Origin of the sequence: Sphingobacterium sp. N143 (genome assembly GCF_030325625.1) — a bacterium.
GTDB lineage: Bacteria > Bacteroidota > Bacteroidia > Sphingobacteriales > Sphingobacteriaceae > Sphingobacterium.
The window spans coordinates 1-16,635 of the sequence record NZ_JACAIS010000008.1 but is presented as its reverse complement, the minus strand read 5'-3'; the positions used below and the strand labels follow the sequence as shown (position 1 = coordinate 16,635).

At 39.6% G+C, this 16,635-nt stretch carries 12 protein-coding genes; 5 read left to right on the top strand and 7 right to left on the bottom strand.

Annotated features, from left to right (window positions below; genetic code table 11):
* Positions 1 to 13: 13 nt before the first annotated feature.
* From HX021_RS15300 to HX021_RS15290, 3 genes are all read right to left on the bottom strand, one after another.
* Positions 14 to 3,556: a TonB-dependent receptor gene (locus HX021_RS15300; RefSeq protein WP_286591331.1), complete on the bottom strand. Its 3,543-nt coding sequence runs from the start codon at positions 3,554 to 3,556 to the stop codon at positions 14 to 16.
* Between the two features lie 193 nt (positions 3,557 to 3,749).
* Positions 3,750 to 4,946, bottom strand: coding sequence for a FecR family protein (locus HX021_RS15295; protein WP_286591330.1), 1,197 nt, complete (start codon positions 4,944 to 4,946; stop codon positions 3,750 to 3,752).
* A gap of 138 nt (positions 4,947 to 5,084) precedes the next feature.
* Positions 5,085 to 5,627: an RNA polymerase sigma factor gene (locus HX021_RS15290; RefSeq protein ID WP_286591329.1), complete on the bottom strand. Its 543-nt coding sequence runs from the start codon at positions 5,625 to 5,627 to the stop codon at positions 5,085 to 5,087.
* Between the two features lie 396 nt (positions 5,628 to 6,023).
* Between HX021_RS15290 and HX021_RS15285 the strand changes: the two genes are divergently transcribed.
* Together HX021_RS15285 and HX021_RS15280 are read left to right on the top strand one after the other, a co-directional pair.
* Complete coding sequence (locus HX021_RS15285) at positions 6,024 to 6,839, top strand: alpha/beta fold hydrolase (RefSeq protein ID WP_286591327.1); 816 nt, start codon at positions 6,024 to 6,026, stop codon at positions 6,837 to 6,839.
* A 193-nt stretch (positions 6,840 to 7,032) separates the two neighbouring features.
* Entirely contained in the window at positions 7,033 to 7,506 is a 474-nt protein-coding gene (locus HX021_RS15280; protein WP_286591326.1) for a hypothetical protein, read from the top strand.
* A gap of 102 nt (positions 7,507 to 7,608) precedes the next feature.
* Here HX021_RS15280 and HX021_RS15275 read toward each other — a convergent pair whose 3' ends face one another.
* A complete protein-coding gene (locus HX021_RS15275) occupies positions 7,609 to 8,871 on the bottom strand; it encodes a sodium:solute symporter family transporter (RefSeq protein ID WP_286591325.1) in 1,263 nt (420 codons plus the stop codon).
* Positions 8,872 to 9,236: 365 nt separating this feature from the next.
* On the opposite strand from HX021_RS15275, the gene HX021_RS15270 reads away from it, so the two are divergent.
* Positions 9,237 to 10,040 (top strand): helix-turn-helix domain-containing protein, encoded by an 804-nt coding sequence (locus HX021_RS15270; RefSeq protein WP_286591324.1) that lies wholly within the window; start codon positions 9,237 to 9,239, stop codon positions 10,038 to 10,040.
* Here HX021_RS15270 and HX021_RS15265 read toward each other — a convergent pair.
* Complete coding sequence (locus HX021_RS15265) at positions 10,037 to 12,478, bottom strand: TonB-dependent receptor (RefSeq protein WP_286591323.1); 2,442 nt, start codon at positions 12,476 to 12,478, stop codon at positions 10,037 to 10,039. The genes HX021_RS15270 and HX021_RS15265 overlap by 4 nt on opposite strands.
* 168 nt (positions 12,479 to 12,646) lie before the next feature.
* On the opposite strand from HX021_RS15265, the gene HX021_RS15260 reads away from it, so the two are divergent.
* Positions 12,647 to 13,840 (top strand): hypothetical protein, encoded by a 1,194-nt coding sequence (locus tag HX021_RS15260; protein WP_286591322.1) that lies wholly within the window; start codon positions 12,647 to 12,649, stop codon positions 13,838 to 13,840.
* Positions 13,841 to 14,127: 287 nt separating this feature from the next.
* The gene (locus HX021_RS15255; RefSeq protein ID WP_502959008.1) at positions 14,128 to 15,402 is read left to right on the top strand and encodes a metallophosphoesterase; all 1,275 of its coding nucleotides are present in this window, start codon (positions 14,128 to 14,130) and stop codon (positions 15,400 to 15,402) included.
* Between the two features lie 62 nt (positions 15,403 to 15,464).
* On the opposite strand, the gene HX021_RS15250 is transcribed toward HX021_RS15255, so the two are convergent.
* The gene (locus HX021_RS15250; protein ID WP_286591320.1) at positions 15,465 to 15,833 is read right to left on the bottom strand and encodes a VOC family protein; all 369 of its coding nucleotides are present in this window, start codon (positions 15,831 to 15,833) and stop codon (positions 15,465 to 15,467) included.
* Between the two features lie 226 nt (positions 15,834 to 16,059).
* The coding region (locus tag HX021_RS15245) for an integrase core domain-containing protein (RefSeq protein WP_286591319.1) at positions 16,060 to 16,635 on the bottom strand (576 nt) is incomplete at its 5' end.

The window sequence follows — 16,635 nt, the reverse complement described above, 5'->3', positions numbered from 1 at the left end:
CGTTTTTCATGTATTAAAGCGTAAGCATTAAACCAAAAGAATAAGTCTTACCCATTGGATAATCTCTCAGTAATCCCCTTTCTGAGGAATCAGCAGGATCATTGGCACTTGCCGGCGAATTATAATTAATCATCGCTCCTGCTTGTTCCGGGTCGATATATTTGGTTAGTTTGCCAAAATTCCATGTCAGCAGATTTTCACCGCTGAAGTAAAACCGTAATTTGTCGACTTTAAAGCGTTGCGTCCATTTTTGTGGCAATGTATAACCCAGGGTAAAATTCTTCATCCGTAGGAAACCGACATTGGTCAGGTAATAATCATTCAATTCATACAGTGACCTTCCACTCTGCAAAGAGGAATATCCACGATAGATCTGTGGATATCTATTGTCTTTATGGTCCGGAGTCCATGCATTGTCCACAAGATCTTTGCGCACAAAGGAAAGATATGGACGCTGGTAAGATCCCCAATATAAATCACCTGTCGGATACCAGTCTTGCTTGGCCACCCCAGCAAAGGCTGCCGAGAGATCAAAGCTATTCCAGGAAGCATTCATATTGATACCAAATGGAAATTTAGGCATCGCATTCCCAATAGGTCTGATATCGCCATGATTTGCCAGGGTGTTGTCACCTTTATCGATACGACCATCACCATTAAGATCAACATATTTTACATCTCCCCCCCGCAACATGTTCCACTCACTATTCTGTGATACATTCAGGATATCATTGTAAACTTTAGAAAGAGATAACTGCGGGTCTTTAAAGCTATTTTGATAAGCCAATGCTTCAGCATCTGATTGAAACTGCCCGTCAATATGATATCCCCAGATCTGTCCCAGTACCTGTCCTTCATAATAAGAACTCAATAAGCCCTGTGGGTTATTATATTTCGTGACAATACCTTTAAAATTGGTGGTATTTACAGCAACATTAAATCGGAAGGGTGAGCCAGCAAGGTCAAACCTGTCTTGATAACTGATCCCGATTTCGATACCTTCATTTCGAAGGGCAGCATAGTTTTCACGAGGTTCATTGGCTCCAAATACTGCTGGAAGAGGTTGCCCTGGAAGATACATCCCTTCCACATCTTTTTGATACCAATCGAAGTTGATATTCAGTTTATTTTGGATCAACCCAAGGTCTACACCGAAATCTATACTTTTAGTTCGCTCCCAGGTGACCACATTCGGTAAGGGAGCTGGCGCGCTTGCACCAATGAGGCGGGAGCCTCCATTTAACCAAGCCAACTGTTGCACTGTCATCAGCTGCTTAAAGGTATTGACACCTACTGTCTGGTTACCAAGTTTACCATAGGAGGCCCTCAGTTTCAAAGTCGGGATGGCACCTTTGACCGATTCCCAAAACTGTTCACGATCCAACTGCCAACCTAAGGAGACTGATGGGAAAAATCCCCAGCGGCTTCCACTTGGGAAACGGGATGAACCATCATAGCGTGAGTTGACCTCCAGCAGGTATTTATTGTCGTAGGCATAGTTGAACCGACCAAAAACACCTTGAATGGCCCAATTTTCGGCAGTTCCGGAAAGGCTATACATAGAGGTACCTAAAGCCAAGTTGGATAGGTCTTCGATGAGCAGATCGTCCATAGCACCAGCAATACGATCACGATCAAATGATTCTTGATTATAGCCCACCAGCAATTTGAATTGATGTTTTCGCGCGATATTTTTTTCATAAGTCGCAAACAGGTTCATTGCATTATACTTATCTTTCCAACGGTATTCTGTCAGTCGGTTAAGACCTGCTGTCGTATAGTTGAGCTTGTTACCAGAATAATAGCTGAATGGATTCAAACGTGTGCTCCGAGAAAAGTTTTCGATACGATTGCTATAGTCAAAATTCACCTGCAATCCTTTCAATGGTTTCAGGAGTACCCGGAAAGTGTTGGTAAACTCTTCACTGTTGCGCACTTCCCAGCTTTTTCCGGATTCCAGTCCGGCATTCGCTCCCTGACCACCTGTGCCTACCCCAATATCGGTTGGAATACCATCGACAAAATTGGGATAGAAAGGCATCAGATTATACCAGGTTGTTGTACTCCACAATCCTCCCAGACCATTGGTGTAGCCACCATACTCTTTGTCTTTCTCATTGATGAATTGTGTATTGTTGGAAATCTCCAGCCAGCTATTGGGTGTGAATACCATATTGGATTTCAGGTTCTGTCGATCCATATTCGCATCATCATTGATATTATTGATGGTCTCACGTTTGAATGTTCGTCCCGAAAGGTAGGCTTTCAACTTTTCAGTTCCACCTGAAATGGACACATTATGAAAATTGGAAGGTTGGTATTTTTTAAATAAATAGTCCCACCAATTGGTCTTGTAGAAAAATTTATAGGTACCATCGGCCTGCTTCTCATGGAATGGGGCAATTTCTCCTGCTGCAACCATTTTGATCGCCTCCCAGTCCATGGCATTGTAACGGGTATAGGAGCTTCCATTATATCCGTATAGTGCGGCATCCACTGTCTTTCCATAGACATAAGGATCATCAATATAGTCGGTACGGGAGGCTGGTGTAGTCCAGGCAAAGTTGTTGACATAGTCAACCTTTACTGTTCCTGCCTTTCCCTTTTTGGTGGTAACCAGAATCACACCGAAAGCACCTCGAGCTCCATATATAGCTGCTGAAGCGGCATCTTTCAGCACTGTAACACTCTCAATATCATTTGGGTTGACCCGGGTTATATTGCCTTCAATCCCGTCAATCAATACCAAGGGGCCACCTTCATTGATGGAGTTGAATCCGCGGACATTGATGTCAGGAGTTTTGGATGGATCGCCATTGTTGAGTTGGATATTGAGTCCTGGCATGAGTCCCTGTAGTGTTCCAGCAATATTTGCACTGGGCCGTAGCGCAATATCATCAGCATTGACCTGAGAAACAGCTCCGGTTAGATTTGCCTTTTTCTGCACACCATAACCTACAACGATCACTTCTTCCATCGCATTTACCACCGGCTTCATGATAATCTCTACGATAGACTGCTGTGCCACTGGCTTTTCTACCAGCTGGTATCCGACCATGGTGAACAACAGTATGGCATTGCTGCTGGAAACCTGGATCTCAAAGCTACCGTCTTCACGACTGAGGACTTTCTCCTTGGTACCTTTTTCGCTGACAGTAACATTGCTCAAGGGCTGGTCCTGATCGTCTCTGACACGTCCTTTAATGGTATAGCGCTGTGGCATTTGCCCAATTAAGCTTTGACTTGCAACCATATTGCTTCTCCCATTCAATACGATATTTCTATCGTCTTTCACATAGGACAGCTGGAGCTGTGTCAACAGATCTTTCAATGCTTCTTCAAAAGAAATATTGTTATAGCTCACACTAATACGGTCATTTTTAGCGATCAGCGACTCGTTGTAAAAAATATTATAGCCACTTTGCTTTTGCAGTTCTTTTAATACGGAACTCACTTTTACATTGCTTCGCTTCAGATTGACGGTCTGACCGAAGGAAAATGCGTGCAGCTGCAGATTGGCCGCAAATAAAAGTGGAATTGCTAAAGACAATTTCATAGAAATTGGTATTTTCTTGGATCTTTCCTGACATAGCCTAGTCAGTCCGATCGGATTTTTTTTATTAAATTGCATTCGGTTGAGATAAAATTTTACGGTTTTACTATTCAATCCTTGTCGAGAAAAAGACAAAACTTTCAGGGGCGTTGGCGCGCTCCTGATCGTATTCATGTTCTTTATAATCCCATAGGTATTATTTTAGCACATGTATCCTCCTTCCTTTACGTTCAAAATGCACTCCACCAGCGAAAGAAATCGTTTTCAATAATTTGTCTATATTTTCATAGCGGGAGATGGTTCCCGAAAAGTGCTGTCCTCCCAGCTGATCTTCGTATTTTATGTCTACATCGTACCAACGCGCCACTTCATCCATGACACTATGGATAGAGGCATTGTCAAAAGCGAAATTGCCATTCTTCCAGGCAAGGCTATAGAATGGGTCTACCTGCTCCTTTTGTACTGAGGCCCGCCTGTGATTAAAAATCACCTGATCATTGGGTGCAAGCACCTGCGCATTCAATCCTGCATCAGCGAAAGAAAGCTTGACCTTACCTTCGACCAAGGTGGTAACAATATGATCGCCAAAACTCTTTATGTTAAAATGTGTCCCCAACACCTCCAGAGTCTGCGCTCCGCTTTTTACGATAAAGGGTATACGCTTACCGCGAACTTGCATTTTAGCGATCTCAAAATATGCCTCACCTTCAAGCTCCACAGCACGCGTTGCTGCATCAAATCTTACCGGATATTTGATCTTGCTACCTGCATTAAGCAGCACAAGGCTTCCGTCGGCCATTTTCAGATTGTATTCTCCCCCTTTGGGTGTGACAATGGTATTATAGACTATCTTATCTGCTGATGATGATCCATCTTTGAGACTATAGCTGATCTCTCCCTGACTATTTTTAGTGATCAAATATGCTCCCTGATCAAGTACCGTGTCGCCCTTGATCAAACTTAGATCAATCGATTTTCCATTTTCAAGAATGATCATCGCTTTTTCCGAACCAGGGACAACCGGAAGAGTCGATGTAAGCTCGTCTTTTGTTACATCATCTGACTGAAAGTTATGGTAGGTCCACAGCACCGCACCGCAGAGCGCAAAAAGTACAGCTGCAATCTGCCACCATTTTTTATAAAAGACTGCCTGTCTCCCCATAGTCCCTTGCCTTTCGACCCGAGGGTCAGACAAAATATTCTCCAGCATCTGTTTGGGATCGGGGTATCTCCCAGGATGTATAGGGTATGATTGCTCTCGCCAGACTTTTGACCAAGCTTGTAGAAAGGTCGGATCGTTCATCAGGCCCAGCATCTGCTCCTGCTCCTCCTTAGTGGCTAAGTTGGCAAAATATTTACGTATTAATTGGCTGTATTGTTCAATTAGATTCATTCCTTTGGATTGATTTCAAAAACATAATCGCATCAGCTTTGAAAAAGTACCAATGAAAATATTTTTTTATAAATCGGGCTTCATGCATAGGACTGACTTAATATCTTCTACACTGAATATGAACTGAGGGGCAAATGTTTAGAAGAAAAATATAGATAGGATCTTGTCCAATTTAAAGCGGACAAATTTAGAGGCCAAGCTCAAGTGATTGCGCACGGTATTCTTGGACAGGCCTGCCTGATCAGCAATCTCCTGATAAGACTGCTCTTCAAACTTATTCATCCGATAAATGGCTTGCTGCTGTGGCGGTAACTGATCAATAATAGACTCCAAGATTGCCTGTAGCTCTTTGGCGTCCAATTCTTCCTGCAGTGATGATGAACTTTCCAACCAGGTCTGCTGAAGCGATTGCAAATAGTTGGACCGGACGAGTGACTTCCGAAAATTAGAAATGGCCATCCGCTTTGCAATGGTAAATAGAAAAGGAAAAATAGCTTCAGGACCGGATAACTGCATCCTTTTAAGATAAAATTCAATGAAGACCTCCTGTGTAACCTCCTCCGCATCGCTATCATTCTTGCAGAATTGTCTGGCTTTAAAATAGATGATAGGCTGATAATAATTAAACACAATGCCAAAAACAGACTGATCTCCGGCTTGCAGCAAGTGAAAGTCATCCATTGATATGGAAAAAATTTTCAGCCCTGATATCATAAATTTGGTATGTTTAATTGATGCAAATTAACCCAATAGATGTTAATTTCCTGTAAAATTACTATTAATATACCAAATACAAAATAATAGTGATCCATATTGATCGAAGGGGTCCATTCAACTCCATCTTTCTCTCAATAAAGTCATTGGACGCAAAAAGGCTCTGAAAGAACGTTCCGATTGTCATAATGCCAGTACTTTTTTTGACGCAATACACCCCTGAAGTTGTCGTTTTTACACTACATCAGCTTTCTCCATACTTCTCATCTTTATATTGAAAATTTATTAATGAATAAAATCGGTTATGAAAAATCTATTTAAATCAATAAAAAAAATAATTCACTCATTTTAATGGCAATCATTATGGTTACAGCAATTCAATCCAAAAGCCAACAGGTCAAACCTTCCAACAGTGGCTATGCGCCTGTCAACGGCATCAATATTTATTATGAAGTCCATGGTGAGGGACAACCTATCATCTTGTTACATGGCGCCTTTATGACCATTGGTACAAACTGGGGACAGCTCATCCCGGAACTGTCAAAAACGAGAAAAGTAATCGCCATAGAACTACAGGGACATGGACATACGGCGTTTTCAGTTCGTAAATTTGACCATACTACATTTGCCAAGGACGTGGATGCTTTAATGGGTTATTTGAATGTTGAAAGTTCCGACATCGTCGGTTATAGTTTTGGAGCCTCAATCGCTTACAAATTTGCGATTCTATATCCCAAGAGATTAAAGAAACTGGTTATTATTTCAGGTGTTTATAAGAGTACAGGTTGGTTGCCACAAATCAATGACGCATTTAAAGGTATGAAACCAGAATTTTTCACTAACAGCCCCATGCAAGTCGCATATGATGCCGTGGCGCCTGATACAACCAAATGGGCCAGTTTTTTAAAACAGATGATTGCATTAGCAGGGAAATCTTTTGACTTTGGAGATGCCAATATCTCTAAAATCGCGGCACCGGTACTAATTATTTCAGGGGACAATGATGGTATGGATAAAATGGAACTGATCAAAACCTATCAGTTTCTGGGTGGTGGCATAGCTGCTGATTTTGGGAAAATGCCAAAATCGCAATTAGCTGTAGTTCCTGGACAATCACATGTAAGCCTGATGACACAGACAAGTATACTATTAGACTACCTGGATAATTTTTTGAAATAATGTGTGCTTTAGCGGCCGGACCAAATACCGTTTACTCCCTGTGAAGATACTTCATCATTCGACTAATGTACAGAAATAGGTATCAACTTATAAGATGGGACGATACAACTAAAAAGCATCGCTAGATTTGTTAAAAAACGGATAGAGAAATAAAATCTATTTGTTAGGGATAAACACTTAAAAATTAAAAGCCATGAAATCAGGAATCATGAAAATTTGCAAAGTATTATTGGTAATTGGACTTGCTGCAATCGCTACAAGTCAAATCGCACAGGCACAGTCCAAGGTAGATTATGCATTAAATACTGCTGAAGGGGCAGCAGAAACAGTGAACAAAGCAGGAAAAACACTTAAGACCATAAGCAGTCTATTTAAGAAAAAGGATAAAAAAGCTGCAGAAAATATAACGGAAATCGCTACTAGCATACAAATCTCTGGTGTAAGGTCATATGAAGATGCCAACAAGTTTAAAGATGCAATTGTATCCTGCAAAAGTGTTAAAAGTGCAAACCTAAAATTTAGAAAAGATAGATCTACCATCCAGGTTGCACACGATGGAAGTACTGAAGACTTCCTGGAGGATTTAAGAAAAACAGGAACTTTAGCGGGTAAAAACATTGCTTCTTTAGAGGAAGGATTCATCGAAATTGAAGTTCCACAACAATAATCATCAACAGGAGGTTTAAAACTGTAAAAATAAATTTTTACAGTTTTAAACCTCCTGTTGAAATGAATTTAGCAAAATAGATTTTATGTACAGGCATCCGGCTTATTTTCTTCCTGCCCGCCATATAGATAAACCTCCGATTGAGATAATAGTACCGACAATTATAGCAGTAAGTCCTTTAGATGAGATAACGCCTAATATTATGACACCTAAGCCAACCACAGCAATGGATACACCTATCACTTTAATACCGAATCTATTTTGCCGATCGGCTTCTTTATCTTTCTGTACATCTTGCTGCCCAATATGTTCAAATTGGGGATAGGACTGTTGATCATTCAAACATTCAAACAGTGCCAATATCAACAGTGGTAAACCTACTCCCAAAGCTGTCTCCCAAAATCGGTCCAATTTAATATCTAATAGATAAGGGGATGCTATTTTCATAAATAAGCTTACGGCTAAGCTCAGAAGTGAGGCTGTGACAATGGAACCTGCGGTCTGCCTTTTGGAAAACAGTGACCAGATCAATGGTGCAAACAGTGAGCCTCCGGCGATAGCGGCCGTGCTTAAAACCATCTCCACAATTCCTCCTACGTAAGGGATTAGAATGGCAAGAATCATGGTTAATATACCAAAGAACACTGTGAAAATGCGTGCCACCCAGATGAGCGTCTTTTCAGAAACTCCGGGGAAGAAAATTTTCTTATAAACATCATTCGCAAAAACTACTGCCGCAAGATTGAGTGTCGTATTTGCCTTACTGGCTGTTGCCGAAACCATACCGGATAGCACAAGCCCGATGAGACCTGCTGGCAGTACCCGCTGGGCCATCATTATGTAAGCTCCTTCTGCTGCAACACCTTCGAGCCCAGGGTTAATAACCCGATAAATCATAGGTGGCAGCATCCAGATAAAGGGACAGATTAAATATAATCCTGCAAATAAATAGGCTACCTTCCGGGCATTCTGCTCAGTTGAGACACTGGTATAACGTTGCACATAGGACCAGTTCCCCCCAATATACACGGTTTGGTACAACAAAAAGGCCAGAAAAAAACCAAAAGTATATTCACTATTGAAAAAATCAAAAAATCTATCAGGTGCTTGCTGGGCAAAGCTCCCGAATCCGCCCACATCATCCAGTGCCAATGGAATAACGATCATAACCGCCGCTGATAGGACCACAAACTGAACCACATCTGTGACTAGTACAGCCCATAAACCTCCAGCGGCAGTATACAGTACAATGATCCCTCCTATAACAAGGACACTCATCTCTATGGATAAGGAAATACTGGAAGGTGGAATCACAGTCATATCTTCGGACTTCGAAGCCATGGCAAAAGCAGTTGTGGAAGCCATCCAGGATAAAAGGGCGATTAGGAAGCGGAATCCAACCAAACTTATTCTGCGACATTCTTTGTAACACCAATAACATTGTATTACAATACTAGCAGTACTTTCTTTGCCTATGAGATCGCACACAGATATACTTTCATTGCAACCGTTGTATGATCACAGCAAAGCTACATTAAGCAGTTGTTTCTATGTGATTTTGGGTACACTTGTGATGCTCAATAGCATGATATCGTTGTCCCTAGACACATATCATCTCAGATATAGGTGGCGGACAAATATGATGACATTGTATAGCATCGAATTTCAAATAAACATATACAATAAGTTTACATTTTATTCTATTTTTACTACTGAATAAATGTTCTGGAATGGATACCATAGAAGTAAAAGATAAACTCGAACAACAGAAATTATTAAAAGTCGCTGCATTTGACAATTCAAAGACAACCACCAAGCCACATAAGCACAACGGGTATCTCGAATTGGTCTTTTTATCGTCCACTTCTGGAAAGCACGTTATTGATGGCCATGAATCTAGTATAAAAACACCATGCTTATTGATCATTAGAAAGGATTGTGTTCATCATTGGGAGTTGACAACTCCTGTAGAAGGGTTCGTCCTTTTGGTAAAAAAATTATTTGTGGACCAAAGTCTTGACTTTGAAGTTGCCAGGATGGTTGACGAGATCAGTAAGTTTGACACCATATACCTGAAAGAAATCGGAATCATCCCAACACTACTGGTATTACTATCCCAAGAAGAAAATAAGATCTGCCAAGAAGGGTTATTCAGATCACTCTTAGCCAAAATCCTGGAGGATACTGAAAAGACAGAACAGGCCTCTTCATTGTCCAATGATCTGTATGTTCGCTTTGTTGAACTATTGAATACTGATACACCAATCATTAACCATGTTGCATATTATGCGGAACTGCTCAACACCAGCCCTCAAAATCTGAGTGCGGCATGTAAAAAAATATCGAACAGCACAGCTTCACAAATATTGGCTGCTTATATTTTAAAGGAAGCGAAGAGGTTAATTTTCTATACCAACAACTCGATTGCTGAGATTGCTTTTGCATTAGGCTTCTCCGACAAATCAAATTTCTCCAAGTACTTTAAACGATATACGGGAATTACTCCATCTGAATTCAAGAGGCAGCATAGTTAAAATTCCTTCTCACCAAATTCACTCTTTGGTAACTTCAGGAGCTGATTGAGCTTATGAAAATTGAAGTTTAAATTGATCAAAAAGACATTCTTCTCATAAATATAATTGGTTGTCGTGAAGAAATCGTTTGAAGATGTTGTGATGCGCTGTTCGTTCACACCCCAGTTACCAAGCTCGATGAACTGCCATTGCAGCTGTGCCTTAATTATTCCTTTCAGAAACCCTTTGCTCAAATTAAAATGTGGTGTTATAAACCTTGAGTCCTTTCCTTGTACCGTTGGCTTTTCGGAAAGATAGTTCACCTGCAAGCCTGTACTACAGTCTTTTGAAAAATCAGCCTGAATTCCGGCATTCAATGAATAGACCCAATCATTATTGGTTCGTGTTTCCGGATCCATCAACACCTGTCCTGAGATTTTATAATCATAGAGATTAAAACCAACATTTAATTTTAACCAAGGCAATAGCTTACCTTCTCCGCCCATTTCCATTCCCCAGCGGCTAGCATAGTCAGCATTGGTAAAAACCCGGTTGAGGATGGTATCAGCATAAACAGAATTTACCCTTTGGATCGGATTTTTGGTGTGTTGATAGTAAGTATTCAGAAAAATATTTCCCCCACCGATTTTTTTGACAAGTCCAGTTTCCAGATTGGTTGTAAATTCTGGCAGCAATTTGGGGTCTCCCTGCTCCAGGGTCTCGGAATGTTCCCGCTCGGGTATGGGATTGAGCTCAAAATTATTATTTCGTTGTACCCTCCTAGCAGCAGCAAGCTTCCATAACCATCCCTTTCCCAAATCATGTACCAAGTTGAAGTTGGGATACAATTGATGAACCGAATAGGGATACTCTTTTCCTTTGTTGACCAGAAGTACATCGCGCTGGTAATATTCATAACGCAACCCAAGTGAAAATTGTGTCCTTTGAAGTTTTCGGTCGTATTGGCTAAAGAATGCGTGTACCGTATTATTTGCATTTAACTGACCTGTAAACTCGGGTATCAACTCGTCTGTATTGCTGCCTTTTTCACGTGCAAAATACATAAAATTACCTTTCTGCCGGTCATTTCTAAGTTGATAACCACTCAACAATACTCCATCCTGTAGTTTCCAGCTATGCTGTACGGATAATCTCAGACCATGCAGGGGATTGGCATAATTATTAATTGTCTTTTGAATTGTATCTTTATCCTCTTCGATATTTGCATTTTTTGTCGATCCATAGATATCGGCATATTCGTAAATGGCCCCCAATTGCAATGCATGATCTTCATTGATTTTATATTGGTAGCTGAAATCTATAAGATAGAATGCTCCTTGTTTGTTCTGAAGGTTGGAATTAAAATAATCGATGGATGATATTTGTTTACCCGTTGAGGGCTGTATTGTTTGGTTTGTATAATAGATATCAGCCAAGCGGTCCTGAAATTTTCGCGATGCCAAAATACCTAAATTGACTTGATGTTCTTTCGTTATCTCGTATGCAGCATTCAGCCGGGCACCATAATTGTATTTATCAAAACTCCGCTCTCCTTTAGAAGGGAAGAAAGTCTGCTTATCCCCTATGATCGTATATACATCTCCTTCTCTAAATCCAGCATTATCATTTCGCAGGTAGTTGGCCGAACCGTTCAGTTCCAACTTATTCTTTTTAAACTGAAATGAGATATCAGCTCCAAATCGTTTCTGACTGTCGTGATTGTCATAATTATCGATGCTTGGCAATCCTCCTTGGAGATTAACGGTCCATGCTAATCCATCGGCTGTATTTTTCTTGGTTTTGAGATTAATAATTCCCCCTTTTCCATCTGGATCAAATTGAGCAGTAGGACTGGTAATGTACTCTACCTCGGCAACGTCATTTGCAGCAATCTGATTTAAGATCGTTACCGGGTCCAAAAAAGAAGGCTTACCATTAATGAGAACGATAACCCCTGCATCTCCACGCATACTAATATTTCCATTCACATCTACAGAAGCTGCAGGTAAGTTTTTCACAATATCCAAGGCTGTTCCTCCAATAGCATTTTTATATTGGCTAGCTTGATAAGTTTGTCTATCTCCAGTATGTTTTTGCGTCCCTACCGCCCCTGTAATTTTTACCTCTGCCAACCTATTATTGGTGCTTGAGAGTATAATATCTGTAAGACGAACTGGTCCTTTCCCGTCGATATCCACAAAAATTTTCTTCTGATTATAGCCTATAAATTTGATGAGGACATGATATCTCCCCTTCTTGAGTTTAGAAAAGTGAAAATTACCTACTGAATCTGCTATCATGCCATCACTTATTCCGCCACTGTCATCAATGAGAGCAACACTGGCAAAAGGTATGGGCGAATGTGCAATGGAGTCTTTTATGGATCCTGATAATTGGCCATGTTGGGCATGGGCCATTTGAATCGAAAAGAAAAGGCAGAGTAGGGTAAATATTTTCACTGGGGCTTAGTTTTCTCAAAAATAGAAAAGTTAATAGGGGAAATATAAATTCATAGAAATTATACCACAGTTTTTTCAAATTGACCATGAAGAAAAAGACAAGGTAATGATCACAGAACCTACACGCTTTAAGCGATGATGGGCCTGGTTTTTGTACAGATACATCGCATGAAAAATTATAAGGGAATAATAAATTCCATCCTTTTTATCTTCGTAACCATAACCTGCTCTGCACAGGTTTATGATCGTGAACTTGATAATCATAAAGAAAAAACCAAAAATGAATTTTTCAAACTCATTTCTAAAATCGCAAATCAACTTTCTGACTCTACATTAACAACTCAGCAACAATATATATTATTTGATCCGATGATTGAATATGCACAAGCTGAACGTTCAAGCTTAATGCAACTGCGTAAGAAATATCTTCAAAATATTGCCCCACCACCAAAGGAACTTATCTACATACCATTCACCAGTCTAGAAAATAGTGACCTGACAAATATCCTGCAAGATCCAAAGTTCAGCACAATAACATTATTGCAATGTTATAAACCCATTGAAATTGCCAGTGTGATCACTGGATTACTTCAACCTCATATCTATCAAAAGGAAGCCATAGGAGCAGATGAAGCAAGTATCAACTATACTTTTGGAAACCAGATTTTTGCAAAGGAATTCGGTGAAGACATTTGGCAAATCTGGGCTATAAATCAATTGTATGGATTCCGGTTTAATTTAGATCTCAAAAACATGCTAATCAGCAAACCCGAATATATTCCACCACATACATCTCAACACCTTAACCTTCAGCTTACCTTTAAACGTCAGAAACAAGAATATGAAATTGACCAATTGTATCAGGAAATGAATGAAATCCGTTGGAATGCCTATAACACTGATCTATTAAAAGAATCGACACCATCAACTTGGCAGGACACTGTGGAACGGAAAATTAAGGCATTTTATTTAAAACACCAGTCCCGCTTTTCAAAAGTGCGGAACACAATCGTTAAAGATTTGGAAAAAGGTATGGCTCTGGATTCTAACTGGGAAGAGATCGTTGATCTCTTCAGCAACGAAGAGCGGAGATTATATCAGGCATTAAAAACAAATATACTCCATCCAAACGAAGCTGCATATCAATTATTCAGCATCTGTAATGGGATCTCGCCTTTCAACCAAAACATTGAAGAAATTGGAAAAAATGCAATGGTAGGCTTTATAAACCGCAACCTTGGCAAAGAAAAAGATGACCGTTGGAAAATCCAGTCTAAAGGGTATTCCATTGCTTTTGAATATAGCTGGAATATAAAAGAAGGAAGTTTTTCTACATTAAAAGTATTCAAAAGAAAACGATAAAATAATCCTAATGAACTTTCTTTTGCATTGACCTCCTTTTCAATAGTTTCTTTATTGAGTTTAACATTATCAGATTCGATATTTCTATGCAAGGCTATACATTTCCTTGATTGTATCCCTATGACATTTTTTAATATGACAAGGCGTGTATTTACTTTCTAATTAATCAATATATACGTACAAATAAAATGAGTCAACAATAGGATTAACCCTCAAAAAATATTACTTTAGATATAAATCAGTCAATCAACTTTCAAATTGACTGCTCACATTACTTAAATTGCCAGATGATCCTACAGCTCTTCACATATTTTAAAATTATATTCATACTTGTCCTTTTAGATTTTTTGTTGTTGCTAATGTTAAAAGGACTGACCACATGGAAATCAAATCGGGTATTGATAAATATAGTCTGGTGGTCGATCAGTTTAATCTCTTATGCATGCATCTTTTTAAGCTTGTTTTTTAAATGGAGTAACTTTGGTACAGCATGTTTCATATTCTTGCCTATTTCATTACTGTTAGGTAAGGCTACTCTTCTTCTCTTCATTGGATTGGACGCACTTTTCTTAATCATAAAAACCATTGGCAAATTCCTGACAGGAAATCATATTCCAGCTGGTCGCAATGAAAATAAAAAGACAATCAATAGATCTGACTTCATCGTCAAAAGTGGACTTCTGCTGAGCAGTATCCCTATAGCAGCAGTGACCAAGGGATTTATGTTCAACCTTTATGATTATCAAGTTAAACATATCGATCTTATTTTACCGAATTTGCCGAAATCATTTGATGGAATGACCATAGCCCAGATCTCGGACATACATGCTGGCAGCCTCTTTAACATAAATGCTGTAAAAAAAGGAGTGGATATGTTGTTGTCGCAAAAACCAGATATCATTTTTTTTACAGGTGATCTGGTAAATGATTTCGCTTCTGAAATGGATGATTACCTTGCCATATTTGCTCGTGTAAAGGCTCCATTGGGTACCTTTTCGATTATGGGGAATCACGACTATGGAGATTACCATTTTAATAGGTCTCATTTTTTCAATGAGCACAAGCTAACAAAGGAGCAAAATCTAGCTCGTATAAAAGGTATTCACCATAGCCTCGGCTGGCAGTTACTTTTAAACGAATCAAAAGAAATCGTTCTGAACAACGACAAGATCACCATTATTGGTGTAGAAAATTGGGGGGTAAACAACCGGCACAACTATGGTGACCTTGACCTGGCAATGTCTAAGGTGGATGGCTCCTCACCTATTCATCTAATGCTTTCACATGATCCCTCACACTGGAGGGCTGAAATAATCCCCCAATACCCGATGATTGATGTAACCTTCAGTGGGCATACACATGGTGGTCAATTTGGTTATAGCAATCCAAATTATCAATGGAGCCCGATTCAATATGCATACAATGAATGGGCAGGTCTATATCGTGAAAACCAACAGTCACTTTACGTGAATGTTGGTTTTGGCTACTTAGATTACCCTAGTCGAGTTGGTGTGCAACCTGAAATCAGCATATTTCATTTGAAAAGCCAGGTTAATGGATAACCCATCCTTAATCGTTTACTCTCACCATTCTTTTAAGATTGAGCGTATAAAATGTCCCGAAGTTATGGTTTCTGCTGTACATTGAATACCGTGCCGGCAGGGTCAGTGATCCAATGCATATCCTCGGGCAGCTCTTCAATTTCATCACAAGTATCCACACCATTCAATTGCAGATATTGTGTCGCTACTGCCACATCAGGAACAGTAAGCTGCAACCAAGTTTCGGAATGCGTATAATTATCCACACAATCTAACCATAACACATTGTGCCCAAATTTCACTTCGTGTGTTCTGGAAACTGTTGGATTATCAATCGGTTTTTCTTCAACAACTAATTTCAAAATATCCCTGTAAAAAGCAACAGTTTTTTCATATTTACTCTTAGGGATTTTTATCGCAATGTTAATTCCTGCTTCGAATTTTGTATTCATATTTTATTGATTTTAAAATTTGTAAGATAATGAATTGCTGCATGACAACACTTCCCCTATGACAAGATATATATATCATTTTTTCCCCTTCAACTTATCCGACCCATAGATTTTATTTTCTTGATTTCGGAAATTTCATTACCATTCAATATTCCCACAGAAATATTTAATTGATAGCTTCCTAATATCAGATCTTGTCAATCTCAAGTGAGAGTGTAATCTCACCCTAACTAGCTATATCCAAAACTAAATAATTCCAATCGAATTTATTGTTATTATCTCGTTGGAAAGTTGGGAAATTCTCCTGTTTCCCATATTTCATTAAAAATTCTACAGGTGTAAGTTGCCCTAGCGAAGAATGTGGTCGGACATTATTATACATCCATGCCCAGGCATTAGCGTATTTTCTGATCGCAGTGAGGTTTTCAAACATATAACTGTCCAATACATCCTGCCTGAACGTTCTGTTGAACCTTTCGATGAGACTATTTTGGGTAGGTTTACCTGGTTGGATATAACACCATTCAATGCCGCTTTGCGAACACCATTGGCGTAAAACCTCTGCTAAAAACTCAGGGCCGTTATCTGACCGTATGCATTCAGGCTTGCCTCGCCATTCTACCAGCTTTTCTAATTCTTTGACCACCCTGGCTGCCGGAAGGCTGGTGTCGACTGTAATAGATAATGCTTCCCGATTAAAATCATCTATGATGTTCAATGTCCGGATGCTCTTCCCCGTAGATAACGTATCGTGCATAAAATCAAGACTCCATGTAATATTTGGTCCAATGGGACACAATAA